Origin of the sequence: Rhodococcus rhodochrous (genome assembly GCF_014854695.1) — a bacterium.
Taxonomy (GTDB): Bacteria; Actinomycetota; Actinomycetes; order Mycobacteriales; family Mycobacteriaceae; genus Rhodococcus.
Genome location: NZ_CP027557.1, coordinates 4,756,187 through 4,774,292, shown reverse-complemented (window position 1 = coordinate 4,774,292; position 18,106 = coordinate 4,756,187). Strand labels below are relative to the sequence as shown.

General features: G+C 68.1%; 17 protein-coding genes. 11 read left to right on the top strand and 6 right to left on the bottom strand.

From position 1 onward, the window contains the following. The first annotated feature begins 139 nt into the window (after positions 1-139). The 7 genes from C6Y44_RS21710 (at position 140) to C6Y44_RS21680 (ending at position 8,051) form a co-directional block, all read left to right on the top strand. A complete protein-coding gene (locus C6Y44_RS21710; RefSeq protein ID WP_174247107.1) occupies positions 140-1,576 on the top strand; it encodes an ABC1 kinase family protein in 1,437 nt (478 codons plus the stop codon). Between the two features lie 113 nt (positions 1,577-1,689). After that, on the top strand, positions 1,690-2,499 hold the full coding sequence (locus C6Y44_RS21705; protein ID WP_120280454.1) for a crotonase/enoyl-CoA hydratase family protein: 810 nt from the start codon (positions 1,690-1,692) through the stop codon (positions 2,497-2,499). 39 nt (positions 2,500-2,538) lie between these two features. Then, complete coding sequence (locus tag C6Y44_RS21700) at positions 2,539-3,696, top strand: acyl-CoA dehydrogenase family protein (protein WP_120280453.1); 1,158 nt, start codon at positions 2,539-2,541, stop codon at positions 3,694-3,696. A 2-nt stretch (positions 3,697-3,698) separates the two neighbouring features. Continuing rightward, positions 3,699-5,267 carry an acyl-CoA synthetase gene (locus C6Y44_RS21695; protein ID WP_159417463.1) on the top strand — a complete coding sequence of 523 codons (1,569 nt, stop codon included), beginning with the start codon at positions 3,699-3,701 and terminating at the stop codon, positions 5,265-5,267. Beyond that, positions 5,264-5,872, top strand: a complete 609-nt coding sequence (locus C6Y44_RS21690; RefSeq protein ID WP_225623649.1) for a TetR/AcrR family transcriptional regulator — start codon at positions 5,264-5,266, stop codon at positions 5,870-5,872. Before C6Y44_RS21695 ends, C6Y44_RS21690 begins: the two co-directional genes overlap by 4 nt. Then, the gene (locus C6Y44_RS21685; protein ID WP_159417464.1) at positions 5,869-7,014 is read left to right on the top strand and encodes an acyl-CoA dehydrogenase family protein; all 1,146 of its coding nucleotides are present in this window, start codon (positions 5,869-5,871) and stop codon (positions 7,012-7,014) included. The genes C6Y44_RS21690 and C6Y44_RS21685 overlap by 4 nt, the downstream gene beginning before the upstream one ends. Then, a complete protein-coding gene (locus C6Y44_RS21680; RefSeq protein ID WP_088898300.1) occupies positions 7,011-8,051 on the top strand; it encodes an acyl-CoA dehydrogenase family protein in 1,041 nt (346 codons plus the stop codon). Before C6Y44_RS21685 ends, C6Y44_RS21680 begins: the two co-directional genes overlap by 4 nt. 18 nt (positions 8,052-8,069) lie before the next feature. On the opposite strand, the gene C6Y44_RS21675 is transcribed toward C6Y44_RS21680, so the two are convergent. After that, entirely contained in the window at positions 8,070-8,492 is a 423-nt protein-coding gene (locus C6Y44_RS21675) for an STAS domain-containing protein (protein WP_088898299.1), read from the bottom strand. Between the two features lie 292 nt (positions 8,493-8,784). On the opposite strand from C6Y44_RS21675, the gene C6Y44_RS21670 reads away from it, so the two are divergent. Further along, on the top strand, positions 8,785-10,011 hold the full coding sequence (locus C6Y44_RS21670) for a DICT sensory domain-containing protein (RefSeq protein ID WP_159417465.1): 1,227 nt from the start codon (positions 8,785-8,787) through the stop codon (positions 10,009-10,011). Positions 10,012-10,027: 16 nt separating this feature from the next. Here the strand turns inward: C6Y44_RS21670 and C6Y44_RS21665 are convergent, their stop codons facing one another. The 3 genes from C6Y44_RS21665 to C6Y44_RS21655 all read right to left on the bottom strand — a co-directional run bounded on the left by C6Y44_RS21665 (position 10,028) and on the right by C6Y44_RS21655 (position 12,910). Next, complete coding sequence (locus C6Y44_RS21665; protein WP_159417466.1) at positions 10,028-11,086, bottom strand: DICT sensory domain-containing protein; 1,059 nt, start codon at positions 11,084-11,086, stop codon at positions 10,028-10,030. Between the two features lie 133 nt (positions 11,087-11,219). Then, complete coding sequence (locus tag C6Y44_RS21660; protein WP_159417467.1) at positions 11,220-11,996, bottom strand: CoA-transferase subunit beta; 777 nt, start codon at positions 11,994-11,996, stop codon at positions 11,220-11,222. Continuing rightward, a complete protein-coding gene (locus C6Y44_RS21655; protein ID WP_159417468.1) occupies positions 11,993-12,910 on the bottom strand; it encodes a CoA transferase subunit A in 918 nt (305 codons plus the stop codon). The genes C6Y44_RS21660 and C6Y44_RS21655 overlap by 4 nt, the downstream gene beginning before the upstream one ends. Before the next feature lie 71 nt (positions 12,911-12,981). Between C6Y44_RS21655 and C6Y44_RS21650 the strand changes: the two genes are divergently transcribed. Next, positions 12,982-13,878: a LysR family transcriptional regulator gene (locus tag C6Y44_RS21650; RefSeq protein WP_159417469.1), complete on the top strand. Its 897-nt coding sequence runs from the start codon at positions 12,982-12,984 to the stop codon at positions 13,876-13,878. Positions 13,879-13,930: 52 nt separating this feature from the next. Here C6Y44_RS21650 and C6Y44_RS21645 read toward each other — a convergent pair whose 3' ends face one another. Continuing rightward, positions 13,931-15,364, bottom strand: a complete 1,434-nt coding sequence (locus C6Y44_RS21645) for an MFS transporter (RefSeq protein ID WP_159417470.1) — start codon at positions 15,362-15,364, stop codon at positions 13,931-13,933. Positions 15,365-15,568: 204 nt separating this feature from the next. Between C6Y44_RS21645 and C6Y44_RS21640 the strand changes: the two genes are divergently transcribed. Both C6Y44_RS21640 and C6Y44_RS21635 read left to right on the top strand, forming a co-directional pair. Beyond that, the gene (locus C6Y44_RS21640) at positions 15,569-16,789 is read left to right on the top strand and encodes a CaiB/BaiF CoA transferase family protein (protein WP_159417471.1); all 1,221 of its coding nucleotides are present in this window, start codon (positions 15,569-15,571) and stop codon (positions 16,787-16,789) included. A 202-nt stretch (positions 16,790-16,991) separates the two neighbouring features. Further along, on the top strand, positions 16,992-17,267 hold the full coding sequence (locus C6Y44_RS21635) for a WhiB family transcriptional regulator (RefSeq protein ID WP_301951975.1): 276 nt from the start codon (positions 16,992-16,994) through the stop codon (positions 17,265-17,267). 5 nt (positions 17,268-17,272) lie between these two features. On the opposite strand, the gene C6Y44_RS21630 is transcribed toward C6Y44_RS21635, so the two are convergent. Then, on the bottom strand, positions 17,273-17,965 hold the full coding sequence (locus C6Y44_RS21630) for an SDR family NAD(P)-dependent oxidoreductase (RefSeq protein ID WP_159417472.1): 693 nt from the start codon (positions 17,963-17,965) through the stop codon (positions 17,273-17,275). Between the last annotated feature and the right edge of the window lie 141 nt (positions 17,966-18,106).

Below are 18,106 nucleotides of genomic sequence, written 5' to 3'. Positions count from 1 at the left end.
AGAGTAGTCGGGGGCACCGACAGAAGACAGATGATCGCCGGGTCTCGATCGGGGCGCCGGATGCAGGTACCGTGCACGAAGTCGCGCCGAGGTGAGCGCGTGGTGGACGGAGTGGGGACAGGTCGTGCACGAGTACACGCTGCGCGAAGGCGTATCCGGAGCGCAGGGGCACAGCAGGCCCGAGCGCAACGGGCCCGTCGGCCCCTTCGCCGACGGACTTCCACCCGGTGCCCTGGACGTCGAGCGGCCTCCGCTCGACCGGTTCGGGCCGGCCGAGCTCGGACGGGCAGTGGTCGTCGCCGCCGTCCTGATCACCTTCGTGGTGTGGGCGGTGCTGCGGTGGACCGTCCGGCCCCGGCAGCACAGCCTCGTCGAAGCGGCCGCGCACGGCACCGTCGACGCCTTCGAACATCTCGGGCCGACCTTCGTGAAGCTGGGCCAGCTCATCGCGTCGTCGCCCGGGCTGTTCCCCGCGGCTCTCGCCGACGCGTGCCTGCGCATGCTCGACGACGTGCCGACCTTCCCCTCCGAGCAGGCCCGCGCGGTGATCGAGGAGGATCTCGGACACCGCATCGACGAGACGTTCGAGTCGTTCGACGATGTGCCGCTCGCCGCGGCGTCCGTCGCCCAGGTGCACGGGTGCGTGTTGCGCGACGGCCGTCGGGCCGTGGTGAAGGTGCAGCGGCCGGGGATCGCGCACCGCATGCTCGTCGATCTGCGCGCCGCCTACATGGGCGCGAAGCTGCTGCAGCTTTTCGAGTTCTTCCGTATCGCGAACACTCCGGGGATCATCCGCGATCTCTACAACGCGACGATGACCGAGCTCAACGCGGCGGTCGAAGCGGATCGTCAGGATCGCTTCCGCCGCAACATCTCCGCGTTCGGCGACAACACCTATGTCACGGTGCCCGAGGTGTACTGGCAGTGGTGCGGTCCGCGGGTGATCTGCATGGAGCGCCTGCAGGGCAAGCCCGTCGACCGGGTGGTGCCGGGACAGGACGAGCTCGACACCTCCCTGCTCGTGCGCCGGGGGGTGAAGGTGTGGATGGAGGCGGTGCTCTGTCACGGTCCGTTCCACGGCGACGTGCACGCGGGCAATCTCTGGCTGCTCGACGACGGACGTGTCGCGCTGCTCGACTTCGGCATCGTCGGCGAACTGCCCGAGAAGTGGCGCGCGCTGCTGCGGGCGTTGTTCCGTGCCGCGTTGCTCGACGGGGACTTCACGGCGGTCGCGCAGAGTGTGCGGGCGCTCGGTGTCGCCGCCGACCTCGACGTCGACGACGCGGCGGTCGGCCGGCAGGTGGCGGAGATCTTCGGTCCGCTGCTCGGTCAGGACGTGGGGGAGTTGCGGCTCAGCGAGCTGATCGGTGCGCTCGTCTCGCTCGGACGCAAGTGGAACACGTCGACTCCCGAGGAGCTCGTGTTGTTCGGGAAGCAGCTCGGATATTTCGAGCGCTATGCGACCGCGCTGGCGCCGGGCTGGGTGCTCGGCCGTGATCCCTTCGTCTTCCGGAACATCTTCCCGGACGAGGTAGCCATAAGAATCGCCGAATCGAACGTGAGCCTCCCCGACTGAGGCACGAGCCCGTTGGGTCTTTACAGAATCCGACGCGCCCCGTAATTTGAACGATCGTTCGACCTAATTATGGTGCGAGCCACACACTGGCTACCGGAAGGACCGCGACCGCAATGGCAACTTCGCAGGACGTCGTACTGAGCACGCGCGACGGAAACGTCGTGACCTGGACGATCAACCTTCCGGAGGCGCGCAACCCGATCTCGGGTGACGACGTCGTCGACCGTCTCGTCGAGCTCGTCGAGGAGGCCAACCGCGACATCGACACCCGCGTCGTCATCCTCACCGGCGCCGGATCGGCCTTCTCCGCCGGCGGCAACGTCAAGGACATGGACGAGCGTCGCGGCATGTTCGGCGGCGCACCCCACGCCCTGCGCGAGGGTTACCGCCGCGGCATCCAGCGCCTGCCCCGGGCCATCTACCACTGCGAGGTCCCGATCATCGCCGCGGTCAACGGACCCGCCGTGGGCGCCGGCTGCGACCTCGCGATGATGTGCGACATGCGGATCGCCTCGTCGAAGGCGTTCTTCGCGGAGAGCTTCGTCAAGCTCGGCATCATCCCCGGCGACGGCGGTGCCTGGCTGCTGCCGCGCGCCGTCGGTGCCGCGCGCGCCGCCGAGATGGCCTTCACCGGCGACCGCGTCGACGCCGCGACCGCTCTCGACTGGGGCATGGTCTCGCAGGTCGTCGAACCCGAACAGCTACTCGACGCCGCGAACGCGCTCGCCGCCCGCGTCGCCGTCAACCCCCCGAACGCACTGCGCATGACGAAGAAGCTGCTGCGCGAGGGCCAGCGCGTCGATCTCGACACGCTCCTCGAACTGTCGGCCTCCCTCCAGGCGCTCTCGCACCACAGCGAGGACCACCGCGAAGCCCTCTCGGCGTTCCTCGAACGACGCACCGGCAACTTCACCGGTAACTGACCTTCCCCTCTCCTTCCCCCACACCCCGGAGGACAAGCCATGCAGCGGACGATCTTCACCGAAGAACACGATCAGTTCCGGAAGATGGTGCGCGACTTCATCGAACGTGAGGTCGCGCCGCATCGCGAGGAATGGGACGAGATGGGTCGCCCGCCCCGCGAATTCTTCCGCCGGCTGGGCGAACTCGGCATCCTGGGAATCCAGGTCCCCGAGGAGTACGGCGGAGGCGGCGAGTCCAGCTTCAAGTTCAACACGATCGTCTTCGAAGAGGTTGCGCGCGCTGGAGTCTCGTTCGGCTCCTACACGGTGCACGCCTGCCTGATCCTGCCCTACCTGCTCGAATACGCGACCGAGGAGCAGAAGCAGCGCTGGCTGCCCGGCTTCGCCGACGGCTCGATCATGACCGCGATCGCGATGACCGAGCCCGGCACCGGCTCGGACCTCGCCAACATCGCGACCTCGGCGAAGCTGTCCGAGGACGGCAAGCACTACATCATCAACGGCGCGAAGACCTTCATCACCGGCGGCGTCACCGCCGACCTCATCCTCACGGTCTGCCGCACCAGCCCGTTCGATCCCGAGAACCGCCGCGGCGGCCTGTCGATCATCGCGGTGCCCACCGACAGCGAGGGCTTCGCGGTGGGCCGCAAGCTCGACAAGATCGGCCTGCACCAGCAGGACACCGCCGAACTGTCGTACACCGACGTGAAGGTGCCGGTCGAGAACCTCCTCGGCGAGGAAGGCGCGGGCTTCGGGTACCTCACCCACAACCTGCCGCAGGAGCGTCTGAGCATCGCCCTGAACCAGGTCGGCTTCGCCGAGGCCGCCATCGCGCACGCGATCGCCTACACCAAGGAACGCAAGGTGTTCGGCAAGCCGGTCGCGTCGTTCCAGAACACCAAGTTCGTGCTCGCCGAGTGCTCGGCCGAGACCCAGGCCGCGCGTGTCTACGTCGACCACTGCCTCGAACTGCTCGACCGCAAGGAACTCACGGTCGCCGACGCGGCCCGCGCGAAGCTGTTCTGCACCGAGGTCTCCGGTCGCGTCATCGACAAGTGTCTGCAGCTGCACGGCGGCTACGGTTACATCACCGAGTACCCGATCGCCCGGCTGTACGCCGACACCCGCGTGACCCGGATCTACGGTGGCACCAGCGAGGTCATGAAGACGATCATCTCCAAGGACCTGGGGCTGTAGGGATGTACCCGGGCCGTTACGCCGCCGTCGCCCCGGACCGGCCCGCCGTGCACGAGGCCGCGACCGGACGGACGCTCACCTATCGGGAACTCGAGGACGCGTCCGTCCGGTTCGCGCACTGGCTGCGCGCACACGACGTCGGGAAGGGCGACCACATCGCGGTCGTCACCGTCAACGACGCCACGGCATTCGAATTGTACTGGGGTGCAGTTCGATCGGGCGTCTACGTCACCTTCGTCAACACGCACCTCGCTCCCGTCGAGGCCGCGTACATCGTCGACGACTGCGACGCGAAGGTGCTCGTCGTCTCGGCGCCTCTCGCCGAACTCGCCGAGGCGATCGCGCCGCTCACCCCGAAGGTGACGCACCGCGTCGCCTTCGGGGGAGAGGTGCCCGGACATCTCGTGTACGAGGAGGAGGTGGCGGGTCTTCCCGTCACCCCGATGGCCGATCAGCCGCGGGGCAGCGACATGCTGTACTCCTCCGGCACCACCGGTCGCCCCAAGGGCATCAAGCCCGCTCTCTCCGGTGCCCAGGTCGGTGACGAGCCCGGTCCTCCGCTGCTGAAGCAGGTGCGCCGCTTCGGTTTCGACGAGAACACCGTCTACCTGTCACCGGCACCGATCTACCACGCCGCGCCCTTGCGGTACGGCGTGTCGACGCAGGCACTCGGTGGCACGGTCGTGCTCATGGAGCGGTTCGACCCCGAGCACAGTCTCGCGTGCATCGAACGCTATCGCGTGACCCACAGCCAGTGGGTGCCCACGCATTTCGTGCGCCTGCTGAAACTGCCCCGCGCGGTCCGGGAGCGCTACGACCTGTCGTCGATGCGGTGCGCACTGCATTCGGCGGCGCCGTGCCCGGTCGAGGTCAAGCAGGAACTCATGCGGTGGTGGGGCGAGATCGTCTACGAGTACTATTCCGCGACCGAGGCGATCGGCAATACTCTCGTCACCCCGCAGGAATGGCTCGACAAACCTGGAACGGTCGGGAAGACCGGCGGCCCGGGCACACTCGGGCTGGCGCGGATCTGCGACGAGAACGGCAACCGGCTGCCCACGGGGGAGATCGGCACCGTCTACTTCGAGCGGGACGACTTCTCGTTCGAGTACCACAAGGATCCGGAGAAAACGGCATCCACCAGGCACCCCTTCGAGGGTAACTGGTACACGACCGGAGACATCGGATATCTCGACGAGGACGACTATCTGTTCCTCACCGGGCGCGACAAGTTCACGATCATCTCGGGTGGGGTGAACATCTACCCGCAGGAGATCGAGAACGTCCTCGCGCTGCACCCGTCGATCGCGGATGTCGCGGTGGTCGGTGTGCCGGACGCGGACCGCGGTGAACGCGTCGAAGCGTTCGTGCAGCTCGTCCCCGATGTGGACGGATCCGACGAGCTCGAGGACGACATCATCGGGTTCTGCCGGGAACGCCTCTCGCGTTTCAAGTGCCCCCGGCACGTGCGGTTCGTCGACGAACTGCCGCGCACGCCGACGGGCAAGATGGTCAAGGGCACGCTCGGCGAGCTGATCGCGCAGTACGCCGATACCGGAGCGCTGTCGTGAGAGTGCTGTCGCCGAAACAGCGCGTCTTCATCGAGGCGGGCCGGAAGGAATTCGTGCGCAACGGATACGGCTCGTCGTCGATCCGGACTATCGCGCAGGAAGCCGGCGTGAGCCTGTCCGCCCTGTACTACCACTACAAGAACAAACAGGATCTGCTGCTGGCGATCCTGCTCGACGGCGTCGACACCTACGACGCGGTCTGCGACGCCGAACTCGCCCGCGCCGGCGACGATCCGGTCGAGCAGATCCGCGCGTTCGTCAAGGGGAACGTCATCTTCCGCACGCAGTTCCCCGAGCAGGGTCGCATGATCGCGACGGAGGTGCGCAACCTCGAACCCGAGGGTGCGCGACTGTACGAGGAGCGTCGGCGCGACGGCCGGAGGCGGATCCGCGACATCATCGATCGCGGTGTCGCACAAGGCGTCTTCACCACGAAGTATCCCGACGACTGCCGTCGATCGATCCTGGCGATGGTCTCGGCGATCGCCAACTGGTACGACCCCGCTGGCCCGGACGGCCCGGACGAGATCGCCGAACGCTACGCGGACCTGTCGCTGGCGCTGCTGTGTCCCACCATCACCGGTGGAGAAGGAGATTCACGATGAGTGCACGACTCGTGCCGAGGGCGGGCACCCCCGACCCGGCACTGACGGAACTCCGTGCCGAGGTACGGGCGTTCCTGAAGGAACAGATCGACGAGGGCGTGTTCACCCCGGGCATCGACACCTGGCTGACGCGATGGAACCCCGAGTTCACGCGCGCGCTCGCCGCTCGCGGCTGGGTCGGCATGACGATCCCCGTCGAGTACGGCGGACACGGACGAACCTTCATGGAGCGCTTCGTCGTCACCGAGGAGCTGCTCGCGGTGGGCGCGCCGGTCGCCGCTCAGTGGGTCGCCGACCGTCAGGCCGCACCGTCGCTGCTCAAGTACGGCACCGAGGAGCAGAAGAAGCGGTTCCTGCCGGGCATCGCGGCCGGTGAGATCTGCTGGGCCATCGGCATGTCCGAGCCCGACTCCGGATCCGACCTCGCGAGCGTCAAGACGAAGGCCACGCAGGTGGACGGTGGGTGGCGGATCTCCGGCACCAAGCTGTGGACGTCCGGGGCGCACCACGCCGACGCCTTCTTCGGCCTCGCGCGTTCCGCACCGCTCGATCCGGCACACCGCCACGACGGGCTGAGCCAGTTCATCGTGCTGCTCGACTCCCCGGGCGTGACCATCCGCCCGATCCTGTCGATGTCCGGCGACCACCACTTCAACGAGGTGCTGCTCGACGACGTCTTCGTCCCGGACGACCTGGTGCTCGGGCAGATCGGTGCCGGCTGGGAACAGGTGACGAGCGAGCTCGGCTACGAGCGCAGCGGTCCCGAGCGTTTCCTGTCGACCTTCGGGATACTCGAATCCCTCGTGCACGGTGTGGCCGACGGCAGCGTCGAGGCGGACACCCGCATCGGAGCGACCATCGGGCGCATGGCGGGCCTGCACCGCATGTCCACCGCGGTCTCCGAGTCCCTCGAACGCGGCGAGAACGCCGAACTCGCGGCGTCGGTCGTGAAGGTGCTCGGCACGAAGACCGAGGGTGATCTGGCAGATCTCGCCGATGAGATCGCGGGATACACCGCGGCCGACAACCATCTGGCCGAGCTCGTCCGGGCAGGTGTCATGCAACGACCGGGCTTCACACTGCGCGGCGGCACGAGCGAGATCCTCCGTGGGGTCATCGCACGAGGATTGGGGATGAGATGAGCGGACAGGACGCACTGCAGTCGACGGAACTACGCGACTTCGCACAGATGCTGTCCGAGGTGTTCACCTCGGGTGACGACCATCGGATCGGTGAGGTCGTCGAACTCGATCGTGCCCTGTGGAGCACCCTCACCGAGCTCGGCCTCGATCGGCTCACCGGTTCGGAGGAGAGCGGCGGAAGCGGCGCGGGATGGTTGGAGGCCGCCCTGTTGCTCGAAGCCGCCGGCAGCGCCGCTGCTGCCGTGCCGGTCGCCGAGAACGATCTGCTCGCGGGCTGGCTCCTCGACCAGGCGGGCCTCGATGCGGCGCCGGCCGTGCGCACTGCCGCGGTGCTCGACGCCGACGGCCGCGCGCGCCACGTGCCGTGGGCCCGGTTCGCGGATTCGATCGTCGTGCTGTGGCAGTCGCCGCAGGGATGGCAGGTCGCCGAGGTCGCACACGGCGACGTCGAGATCGTCGAGGCCGTGAACCTGGCGGCGGAGCCCCGTGATCACGTGCGCGTCGACCTGTCGGCACTGTCGGGACGCGACGTTCCGGCGGGCACCGCCGACGAGTTCCGCTACCGGGGTGCGCTCGTCCGCGCACTGGCCACCGCGGGCGCGATGGATCGGATCCTCGAGCTCGTCGTCGACCACACCACCGCGCGCGTGCAGTTCGGTCGTCCGCTGGGCAAGTTCCAGGCGGTGCAGGCGCTCGTCGCCGACATCGCCACCGAGGCCTCGCTCGTGCACGCCGCCGCGGATGGCGCCGTCGATGCCGTTCTCGCCGGAGGTTTCGGTGACGCGTCGACCCGCTTCGCGATCGCAGCGGCCGCCTCGTGCGCCGGACATGCGGCCTCGGTCGTCGCCCGCAACGCGCATCAGGCGCTCGGCGCGATCGGCTTCACGATGGAACACGAGCTGCATCGGCACGCCAACCGGATCCTGTCGTGGCGCAGCGAATTCGGAACGGTCGCGTCGTGGGACTCCGAACTGCTCGCCGCGGCCGGCGAGGCCGGGGACGTGTGGGCGTTGATCACCGGCGGCCCCACCCGCTGACGGGCATTCGTCGCCGTATCAGGCGGCGGACGCGCTCCCCACGAGGCCGACTTCGGTGCGGTCGGTGACGTCGAGGTCGGGAGCGAGGATGTCGAGCAGCATGCGCACCTGACGTGTGGGTGCGACGACGTGGAAACGGCCGGGCCGGATGTGATCGGCATCGGCGAGTGTCGAGGCGACCTCGGAGTACATGAAGGTCACCTCGGACAGGTCGACGACGACGTGATCGCCCGAGTGTGCGAGGTCGCCGAGAGTGGAGGCGAACTCCGCTCGGGCGGTCATGTCGAGATCGCCCTTCGCCCGCAGGACACTGCAGCGACGGGACGGCGAGTGGACGTCGAGGCGGTAGCGCGGCGCTCGGGGGACGGTCGCTGCACCGGCTCGTGAGAGTGCCCCGGTGTCGGTGATGATCCTGCGGGTGGTGCTCGTACGTGTGCTCATTGCGGTCTCCTGTCGGCGTGGATTCGTGCCGTCCGGTGCGGGCTGGATCATGCGCAGGCGGTCGGCCTGCTGTGGGTCCCGGTGAGAACGTCGGGGTCGCGGTGAGAACTCGCCTCGGGCTTGCACAGAGCCTGTCCGACGGAGGTCGCTTCCCGACGACCCGCCCGGTAACGGAACGGTAACGTAAAGTCGCGTTTCGATAACGCATCCGTCTGAACTGCGGAGATGTCCTATGTCTCGACTCCGTCGGCCCGAGCGGACGATCGGTGCCCTGAGATGGGATGCTGGATTCATGAGCGCTGTTCCTGCCGACGCTGCCGCAGACGCGGAGGCCGCGTTCGGCGGCCTCACCGTGGAGACGGAGCTCGCCCCCATCCACCGGCTCGGCAGCGGTGCGCTGTCCGCCGTCGAACTGCAACTGCTTGGTCCGGGAGGATCATCGTTGCACGACGCCACCGCGCTGAGCGAGGCCGCCCGGGCCATGCACCAGAAGTCGCAGCTGGACCGCATCAAATGGCGCAGGGCCGGCCGGCACGTCGAGTCGGCCGTGCCGCATCTGGTCACCCTCGATCTCGATTCCCTCGACGAACTCGGCGCGCTCGATGACCGCCGGAGCCCGACGACGGTCGTGCTCATCACCGAACAGGCGCTGATCGCCGCCCCTGCCAGGACGCTGCGCACCATCGCGGCGGCGCGCACCGCCGGCATGCTCGTCGCGGTGGACGGTGTGGGAGCGCGTGCCCAGGCCCTCGCGCTGCTGCCGCTCGTCGAACCGGATGTGATCATCACGTCGCCGGCCCTGATCGCGCGTGCGGCCGACGCCTCGACGGCGAGGATCGCGCACGCCGTCGCCGCGTACACCGAATCCAGCAGCGCGGTCGTCATCGCGCAGGGTGTCGATTCGGAACTGCATCGCCGCCGCGCTCTGGGATTGGCCGCCGAATACGGAATGGGCGCGCTGTATCCGGCAGTCGGATCGACCGGGGATACCGCGCAAGCGGATTCGGATGTCGAACCGATGTCGCTGCGTCCGCGACCGGCCGCTCCGGACGACCCCGAACTCACCCCCTTCGCTCTGGCATCCGAAGGACGCAGGCGCACATGTAGTTTCAAGCGACTTCTGGTGTCGATGAGCAAGCTGCTCGAGACCAACGCGGTGGGAGCCGGACCGGAGACGATCGTGCTCGGCACCTTCCAGCGCGCCGAGCACTTCACCCCGACTTCCCGGGCACGATGGGCGCAGCTCGCCGAGCAGGTCGCCTACACCGGGGTCTACGGCGTCGGAATCGATCCCTACGTCGACTCCGCGGTACACCACGCGCCGTTGGACCCGAACGATCCGATGGTCGACGAATGGAACGTCGTCGTCCTCGGCCCGCACTTCGCGTGCGTGCTCGCCGCGCTCGACATGCACACCGACGCAGCGGATCTCGACCGAGAGTTCCACTACGTACTGTCCTACGACCGCGGCACCGTGATCCGGTGTGCCCACAGCATCCTGGCGCGCTTCGAGGGGTGAACCGCGGGGGAGCGGCTCAGGACGACGGTGGGATCTCCACGGGTACCGGTCGTGGGCGGGACAGGGTCGCGCGCGCCGCGCGGGCGACGGCCTCCCGGTCGTAGGAGACGACGTACTCGAACTCCCGCTCGCCGCCGGCCGTGCGGTGCAGGTCGAGGGCCGAGAGTGCGCACGCGAACGACTCTCCCAGGAGGATGACGTTCCACTCGTCGACGAGGGGATCGTGCGGCTCGATCGGGACGAGGTCCGGGCCCGAGGCGCTCGTGCCGAAGCCGACCGCGAAGACCGCGACGTGTGCGAGGGTGTCGGCCATCGACATCCATCGCCTGCGTGCGGCTCCCGTGAAGTGGTCGTGGTGCTGGAAGGTGCCGAGGGCGACCGTGTCGGGGCCGGCCTCCCCGGCTCGCGCCTCGAGGTCGGCGCTCATGGACACGAGCAGACCCTTGCCGCTCCACACGCGTTCCCGCCCGGCAGACAGGATACGGAAGGGCGTGGCGGTCGCATCGTCGAGCGGTGCGCTCCAGGTGGGTTCACGGAACAACCCACCGCGCGGCGAGGAAGGATCGGACTTGCCCTCCACAGTGTGTAGTGCTGCACCGCAACCGAAGCCGATGCCGTGGGCGAGGGCCGCCTCGCGATGCAGGTCGGAGTCGACGCCCTCGGCGAGAACGACGGAGTTCGTGCGCTCGCAGTGGGCCCGCAACGACAGCAGGGTCGTGGCGGCCCGCACATCGGATGCGACGAGTGCCTCGGCCGGTACGACGACCACCTCCGGTTCCACCAGGGCCAGGACCACCGTGGCGCGCGACGCCGATTCCGCGATGCGTACCGCCACGGCGAATCCGCGCTCGCGCACGGCCGCGATCCCGCGCAGGACCGTCGCGGGATCGGCGAACACCTCGCGCTCGTCGACCAGTGCGACGGCAGCGCGACCGGCCACTGACCCACGCGCGAGGTCGGTCAAGGGCATCAGGACGGGGACGCCCCGATCCGCGCCGGAGTCCGCCACGGTCGACGGCATCACGGCCGCGACGACCGTGCCGTCCACGAGGTCGTGGATCGCGCTCGCGTGCATGACGTGCCGCCTTCCCGCATCACGCGGCGGTCCGTCCGCCGGGCATCACGCGGACGCGCGCAGGCTCGCAGGATCCGGGGCATCGTCCGCTGCGGACATCCTGCCAGCCGCCACGTCGGTCACGCCGACGGGATTACCGCAGATATAGGCGGACCTTGTCGATCTCGTTGCGCAGCAGGTCGATCTCCTCGGCGGTGGGATCCTCGGTCAGCGTCAGTTCGTCGGAGATCTTCAGATCCCAGCCGGTCGCGGCGCGGACCTGGTCGACGGTGACACCGCGGTGGATGCTGGTCAGTTCGAGTTCGTCGAAGGGATCCTGCCGCGACAGCACGCCCAGGCTGGTGAACACCTTCGTCACGCCGCGGCCGCGGGGCATGATGCCGACGCCGGCCTCGCGGGCGCGCACCGGGCTCGGGGTGGTGCAGAAGTCCAGTTCGGCGGGGAACGCGCTCGGATCGTGGCGTCGCATGATCACGAACACCTCGCCGGCGTTGGGCATGATCTCGACGGCTCCGCCGCCGCCCGGCAGACGCACGGTGGGCTTGTCCCAGTCACCGATGATGCTGGTGTTGAGGCTGCCGTAGCGGTCGATCTGCGCCGCACCGAGGAAGCCGACGTCGACGTTGCCGCCTTGCAGCACGTACCCGAACAGCGATGCCATGGACACCACGGATTCGGCGCCGGAGACCACGACGGAGTCGGCGATGCCCTCGGCCATCGCCTCGGGGTGCGCGCCGCAGACCCCGGACTCGTAGATCAGCTCGACGTCGGGGTTGGAGGTGCGGGCGGCGAGGTCGACGGCGAGGGTGGGCAGACCCACCCCGGCGAAGACCCGGGCCTTGCCGGCCAGGGCCCGCGCAGCGACGGAGACGATCAGTTCGGTGGTGGAGAAGTTTTCGGTGGTGGTCACTTTCGGCTCCCGTAGTCGACGGTCCCGGAGGGGCGCGGCGCGACCTCGAGGTCGGCCCAGTACTCCTCGCCCAGTTTCTCGAGGTATTCGGCGTGATCGGCGGTGGTGAGGACCCATTCCTTCAGCCAGGTGCGCAACTGCTGGGGGTCCTTGCTGATCGCGGTCCAGCGGCGGTAGAACGCGCAGTCGCGGTCGTAGTAGCCCTGCGCGTAGGAGGGGTGCGCTCCACGCGGGCTCAGCACCACCGCGTCCACCGCGTGCGAGGGGACGAGGGTGCGGCTGGGATCGGAGCGGATGACGTCGTCGTCGACGATCTCCTCGACCACCACGATGGCCTTCTTCGCGGCGTAGACCGCTTCCTGCTGCACACCGGCGATGCCCCAGATCTGGACGTTGCCGGAGCGGTCGGCGCGCTGGGCGTGGATGATCGTCACGTCCGGGTTCAGGGGAGGCACGACGTAGACGCTGCCGCCGCCGAAGGGGTCCTCGACGAGCCGGATGTTCGGGTTGATCTTCGGCAGGTCGCTGCCGGCATACGAGCGCAGCGGGAAGAAGGGCAGCCCGGCCGCGCCGGCCTGGTAGCGGCAGACCATGCCGTAGTGGCTGTACTCCTCGACCTCGAGTGCGACGGGGTCGTGGTTCTCGATGCGCCGGCGGATCTCGTAGAGCGACCCGGCCGAGCCGCTGGCGAAGAACGAGGCGACGAGCTTCGAGACGCAGTCGGCGGCGATGAGCTGATCGGAGATGATGTCGGGGGTCATGCGGCACAACGTCAGCTCGCGCCTGCCCTGCCGGATGATCTCGTGCGCCGCCGCGAACGGGATGAGGTGCGAGAAACCCTCGAGGGCAACGGTCATGCCGTCCTCGACATAGGTGGCGATCGCCTCGCGCATGGTCATGAGTTTGTCCGGCATACCGGTCGTCCTCCGTGTGGTCGGTAATTCGGTGTCGGATGTCAGGCGCTCGCAGGCGCAATAATCGACGGGTGGAGATCCAGCAGGTGAAGGCGTTCCTGGCGGTGGCGGAGGAACTGCATTTCGGTCGGGCGGCGCAACGGCTGCACATGGCCCAGCCGCCGCTCAGCCGCACGATCCGCAGACTCGAGAAGGAACTCGGCGCCGAACTCTTCGAACGCAACACCCGCAGCGTGCGGTTGACCGAGAGCGGTCGTGCGCTCGTGGAGCCGGCCCGGAACATCCTCGACGCCTGCCGGCTCGCCGAGATGGCGGTGACCGCCGCGGGGTCGGGTCAGACCGGCAGGGTCCGTATCGGTTTCGCCGGTTCGTCCTCGCACTATCTCGTGGGCCGGTGGGCGAAGCTCGTGCGGCGCACCCATCCCGGTATCGAATTCGTGCTCGACAGTTCGGCGTACGCGAGCGAGGCGCTCAACAAGCTGGCCGCGGGCAAGCTCGACATCGGCATCGTGCGCCTGTTGTTCTTCCCGCCCGGGATCGCGTCGCGCGTCGTGGCTCGCGAGAACCTCGTCGTGGCGCTGCCCAAGGAACACCCGCTCGCCGACCGTGAGCAGGTCCGGCTCGAGGACCTCGCGAACGAGGCGTGGGTGATGCTGCCCGCCGAACCCGGATCGATGCTGCGCGAGCTGTTGCTCCGTCTCGCCCACGACGTCGGCTTCACACCCAGAATCGTTCAGAGCGCCCCGGATTCGCTGTCGCTGATCGCCCTGGTCTCGGCCGGGGTGGGATGCTCGATGACGGTCTCGTCGGTCGCGGCGAACGTCATCAACCCCGAAGTCGTGTTCGTTCCCCTCGCCGATCATCCCGAGCCGCTCGACGTGCGGCTCGTGTGGCGGGAGGACGACGACAATGCCGCGCTGCGAGAGGTTCTCCGCCTCTCCGAGGAAGCACTGCCGACTCCGGAGTGACCGGAGCCGGCCGGCGACTGCGCCGGCCGGCCCCGAGTGTGAAGGATCCGTCCTAGGCATGGACGCGATCTCGTGGGGTGTCGTCGGAGCGAGGGGTGTCCTCGGCGCCCGGCGTGCGGCGGTCGCGCTCGGCCGCCTCCGACTGCTCGAGGGCGAGTTCGTCGGCGTCGGACTTCTCGGCGACCGAGGGTGCCTTCGGGTCGTATCCGGTGCGCTTGAGCAGTGCCAGGGTGCACACGAGGGAGACCGCTGCGTAGCAGGCCGCCGCGATGGCCACACCGGTGACGTCACCGGACGAGTTGAGCAGGTACTGGGCGAGCACCGGGGTGCCACCGCCGACGATCAGCGAGCACAGCTGGTAGGCGAGCGACAGGCCCGAGTAGCGGATGTTCGCAGGGAAGGCGCGGGCGAGGATGCCGGCGATCGCGCCGTAGAACATCGAGTGCGGAATCGTCGCGAGGCACATACCGATCACGGCGACCGCGAAGGTCTCGGTGCGGATCGCGAAGAACATCGCGGGCATGAGGAACAGCTCCGGGACGATCATCAGGAGCATTGCCTTGCGCATGTCGATCTTCGACACCAGCACGGCACCGAACGGCTGCACGATGAACTGCACGACGAGGGCGATCGCGATGATCGCGAGGAAGGTGCCGCGCTCGTAACCGAGTTCGCTCGTCGCCCATGACAGAGCGAAGGTGTTCTTGAAGTAGGTCACCTGGGCGAGAGGCAGTGCGCCGGCGCCGAGCAGGACCAGGACCCAGTGCTTGCGCAGCACTTCCTTGATCGGGAGCTTGACGGTCTTCTTGCGTGCCAGAACGGCTTTCATCGCGTCCGATTCCTCGAGCTTGAGGCGGATCACCATGCCGATGACGACGAGCACGCCCGAGAGCAGGAACGGGATGCGCCAGCCCCACATCATGAACTGCGGGGTGGGCAGCGCAGCGAGGAAGAAGAACGCCATCGTCGACAGCAGGTTGCCTGCGGGCGAACCCTGCTGCGCGAACGCCGAATACAGGATTCCCTTGCCCTTCGGGGCGTTCTCGCTGGCGATGAGGACGGCGCCGCCCCATTCGCCGCCGACTGCGACGCCCTGCACGATGCGCAGGAAGACCAGCAGGACCGGCGCCCACATCCCGATCTGCGCGTAGGTCGGGAGCATGCCGATACCCACCGTCGCGATGCCCATCATGACGAGCGTGATGACGAGGGTGTTCTTGCGTCCGATGCGGTCACCGAGATGGCCGAAGATGACGCCGCCGAGCGGGCGGGCGAGGAAGCCGGCCCAGAGGGTGACGAACGCGAGGAGGGTCGCGACACCGCTCGAGAGTTCGTCCGAGAAGAAGATCTGGCCGAACACCAGCGCGGCGGCCGTGCCGTAGATGTAGAAGTCGTACCACTCGATGGTGGTGCCGATGAAGGAGGCGATGCCGGCCTTGCGGGCCTTCTTCGCGATCTCCTGATCGGTGGGTGTGGACGAACTCATGCGCCCTCCGTCTCTTACGCCCCCGACGAGGCGGGTGGAATGTGGTCTGCGTCTCATCAGAGAGTGGCAGGGCTCGGCTTTCCAGTCCAATACCCAATGGAACGCAGATCGATACCCCAGAGGTATTACCGGGGAGTCGGTGTTCGGCCTGGTAGACATACAGCGACGCCGGACGGGAACCGCGGACGCGAAAGGACACACAGGGTGACGAGCGACGGAACCAATCGGAGCGAGGGGGAGGTTTCTGCAGGCCTGCCGCTGGAGGACGTCACCGTGGTGAGCCTCGAGCAGGCGGTCGCCGCGCCCCTCGCGACGCGCCATCTCGCGGATCTCGGAGCCCGGGTCGTCAAGGTCGAACGCGTCGGCGACGGCGACTTCGCCCGCGCTTACGACAGTGCCGTGCAAGGACTGGCCGCCCACTTCGTGTGGCTCAACCGCGGCAAGGAGTCCTTCGCCGTGGACCTCAAATCGCCCGAGGGCATCGACGCGGTGAAGAAGCTGATCCGCGGCGCCGACGTCTTCCTGCAGAATCTCGCACCCGGCGCGGTGGAGCGTCTCGGACTCGGTGCCGACGAGCTGCGCGCCGACCACCCGGAACTGGTGGTGGTCAACATGTCGGGATACGGCACCGACGGGCCGATGCGCGACCGCAAGGCCTACGACATGCTCGTGCAGTCCGAGACCGGCCTGTGCTCGATCACCGGCACGCCCGAGACTGCGGTGAAGACGGGCATCCCCACCTCGGACATCGCCGCGGGCATGTACGCGCTCACCTCGATCCAGGCGGCGCTGCTGCGCCGGCACCGCACCGGCGTGGGCGCGACGATCGACGTGTCGATGTTCGACGCCACCGCCGAATGGCTCGGCTACCCGATGTACCTGCAGATGTATCAGGGACGCCAGGTGCCGCGGATGGGTCTGTCGCACACCTCGATCGCGCCGTACGACAAGTACCCCACCTCGGACGGGGAGATCCTCATCGGAGTGCAGAACGACCGGGGCTGGCGCACGCTCACCGATGTGCTCGGCATGCCCGAACTGGGCGACGATCCGCGCTTCGCCACCAATCTCGAGCGGGTGCGTCGCCGCGAGGAGGTCGATGCGCTGGTCGGGCAGGCCACCAAGCAGTTCACGAGCGCGGAGCTCGACGAGAAGCTCGCCGACGCCGGTGTGCCGGCTGCGCAGCTGCGGGATCTGCGCGGGCTCATCGAACACCCCCAGCTCGCGACGCGCGACCGCTGGCGTGAGGTGCAGACCGAGGCGGGTCCGGTGCGTGGCATCCTGCCGCCGATGAACTTCCGCGACGTCGAACTGCCCATGGGTGCGGTTCCGGGTCTCGGTCAGCACACCGACACGGTGCTCGCCGATCTCGGGCTCACCGACGAGCAGATCGCGGGTCTGAAGAAGGCCGGCATCGTCGGTTGATCCGCCCTGTCCCGTCCGCTCATCAAATGTGCGGCCATAGCGTCCGGTGCTTATAGGTATCCGAAGCGACTGGCATCGTCGATTCTGATGGATTTGTGCTGCTCAGCGATTGACGATCCCCGTCGGGTACCGAAAAATGGCCGTACAAATACTCGTTCGACGAGTGCGGGTCCGCGATGGCCCGATGGGCAAGGAGGCGGCGATGTACGGATCCGGCGACCGTGACTGGGTGGTCGCGGCGCGGTGCCGCGGGGTGGACACGTCGATGTTCTTCCCTCAGCCCGAGGACGGCCGCGGTGCGGTGCTCCGGGCCGAGCGGCAGGCGAAGGAGGTCTGTCGCTCCTGTCCGGTGATCGACGCGTGCCGAGCGCACGCCGTGCGCACCGGAGAGACGCACGGCGTGTGGGGCGGCATGAACTACGCCGAACGGCGAGCGTTCGAACGCTCGATGAAACTCGGTCGCCTCCAGTCGGCCTGACGCTGTCAGCCGACGTTGGTGACGGGGATCAGGCCACCGGTGATGGAGGCACCCGCATCGGAGATCAAGAACTCGATGACCTTCGCGATGTCGGCCGGCTTCGACCAGCGGCTCGTGTCGGCGTCGGGCATCGCGGCGCGGTTGGCCGGGGTGTCGATGACGACCGGCAGCAGCGCGTTGACGCGGATGTGATCGTCGCGGTACTCGAGCGCCATGGTCTCGACCAGGGCCGACACTGCGGCCTTGGAGGCGATGTAGGAGGCGCCGCCCGGGAAGGGGTTGAGCGTCGCGGCGGTGGAGATGCAGACGATCGATCCACCGCCGCGGCGGATCAGGTGGGGCAGCGCCGCCTGGCTGACGGAATAGGCGGTGCGCAGGTTGAGGTCGAGCTGGGAGTCGAGCACCTCGATGGGAGTCTCGTGCACTCGCGGTCCCGAGGTGAAGCCGCCGACGAGGTTGACGACGCCGAAGAGGGGAGCGTCGGGGTCGTCGCACGCCAGGTTCAGGGCGTCCTCGAGCTGTTGCTCGTCGGAGAGGTCGGCCTGGACGAGCTGGAGGTTCGGATGCGTGCCCACGCGCTCGACCTCGTCACGGACCAGCCACGGCACCACGACCCGCCATCCGGTGTCGAGGAGATGTTTCGTCACGGCGCTGCCGAGGCCGCCGGTGCCACCACTGACCAATACGGTGCGAGCCATCTGCCTGTATCCCTTTCGAGCGAGCCGTCTGCTGCGCTCCGAGCGTCCGCCGGTGCGCGAGAGGAACGATACCGTAAAACGGAAATGATGTTCTCATTTTTTCGGTGGGTGGGACGGGCGGTCCCTGAGCTGCAGCGACGG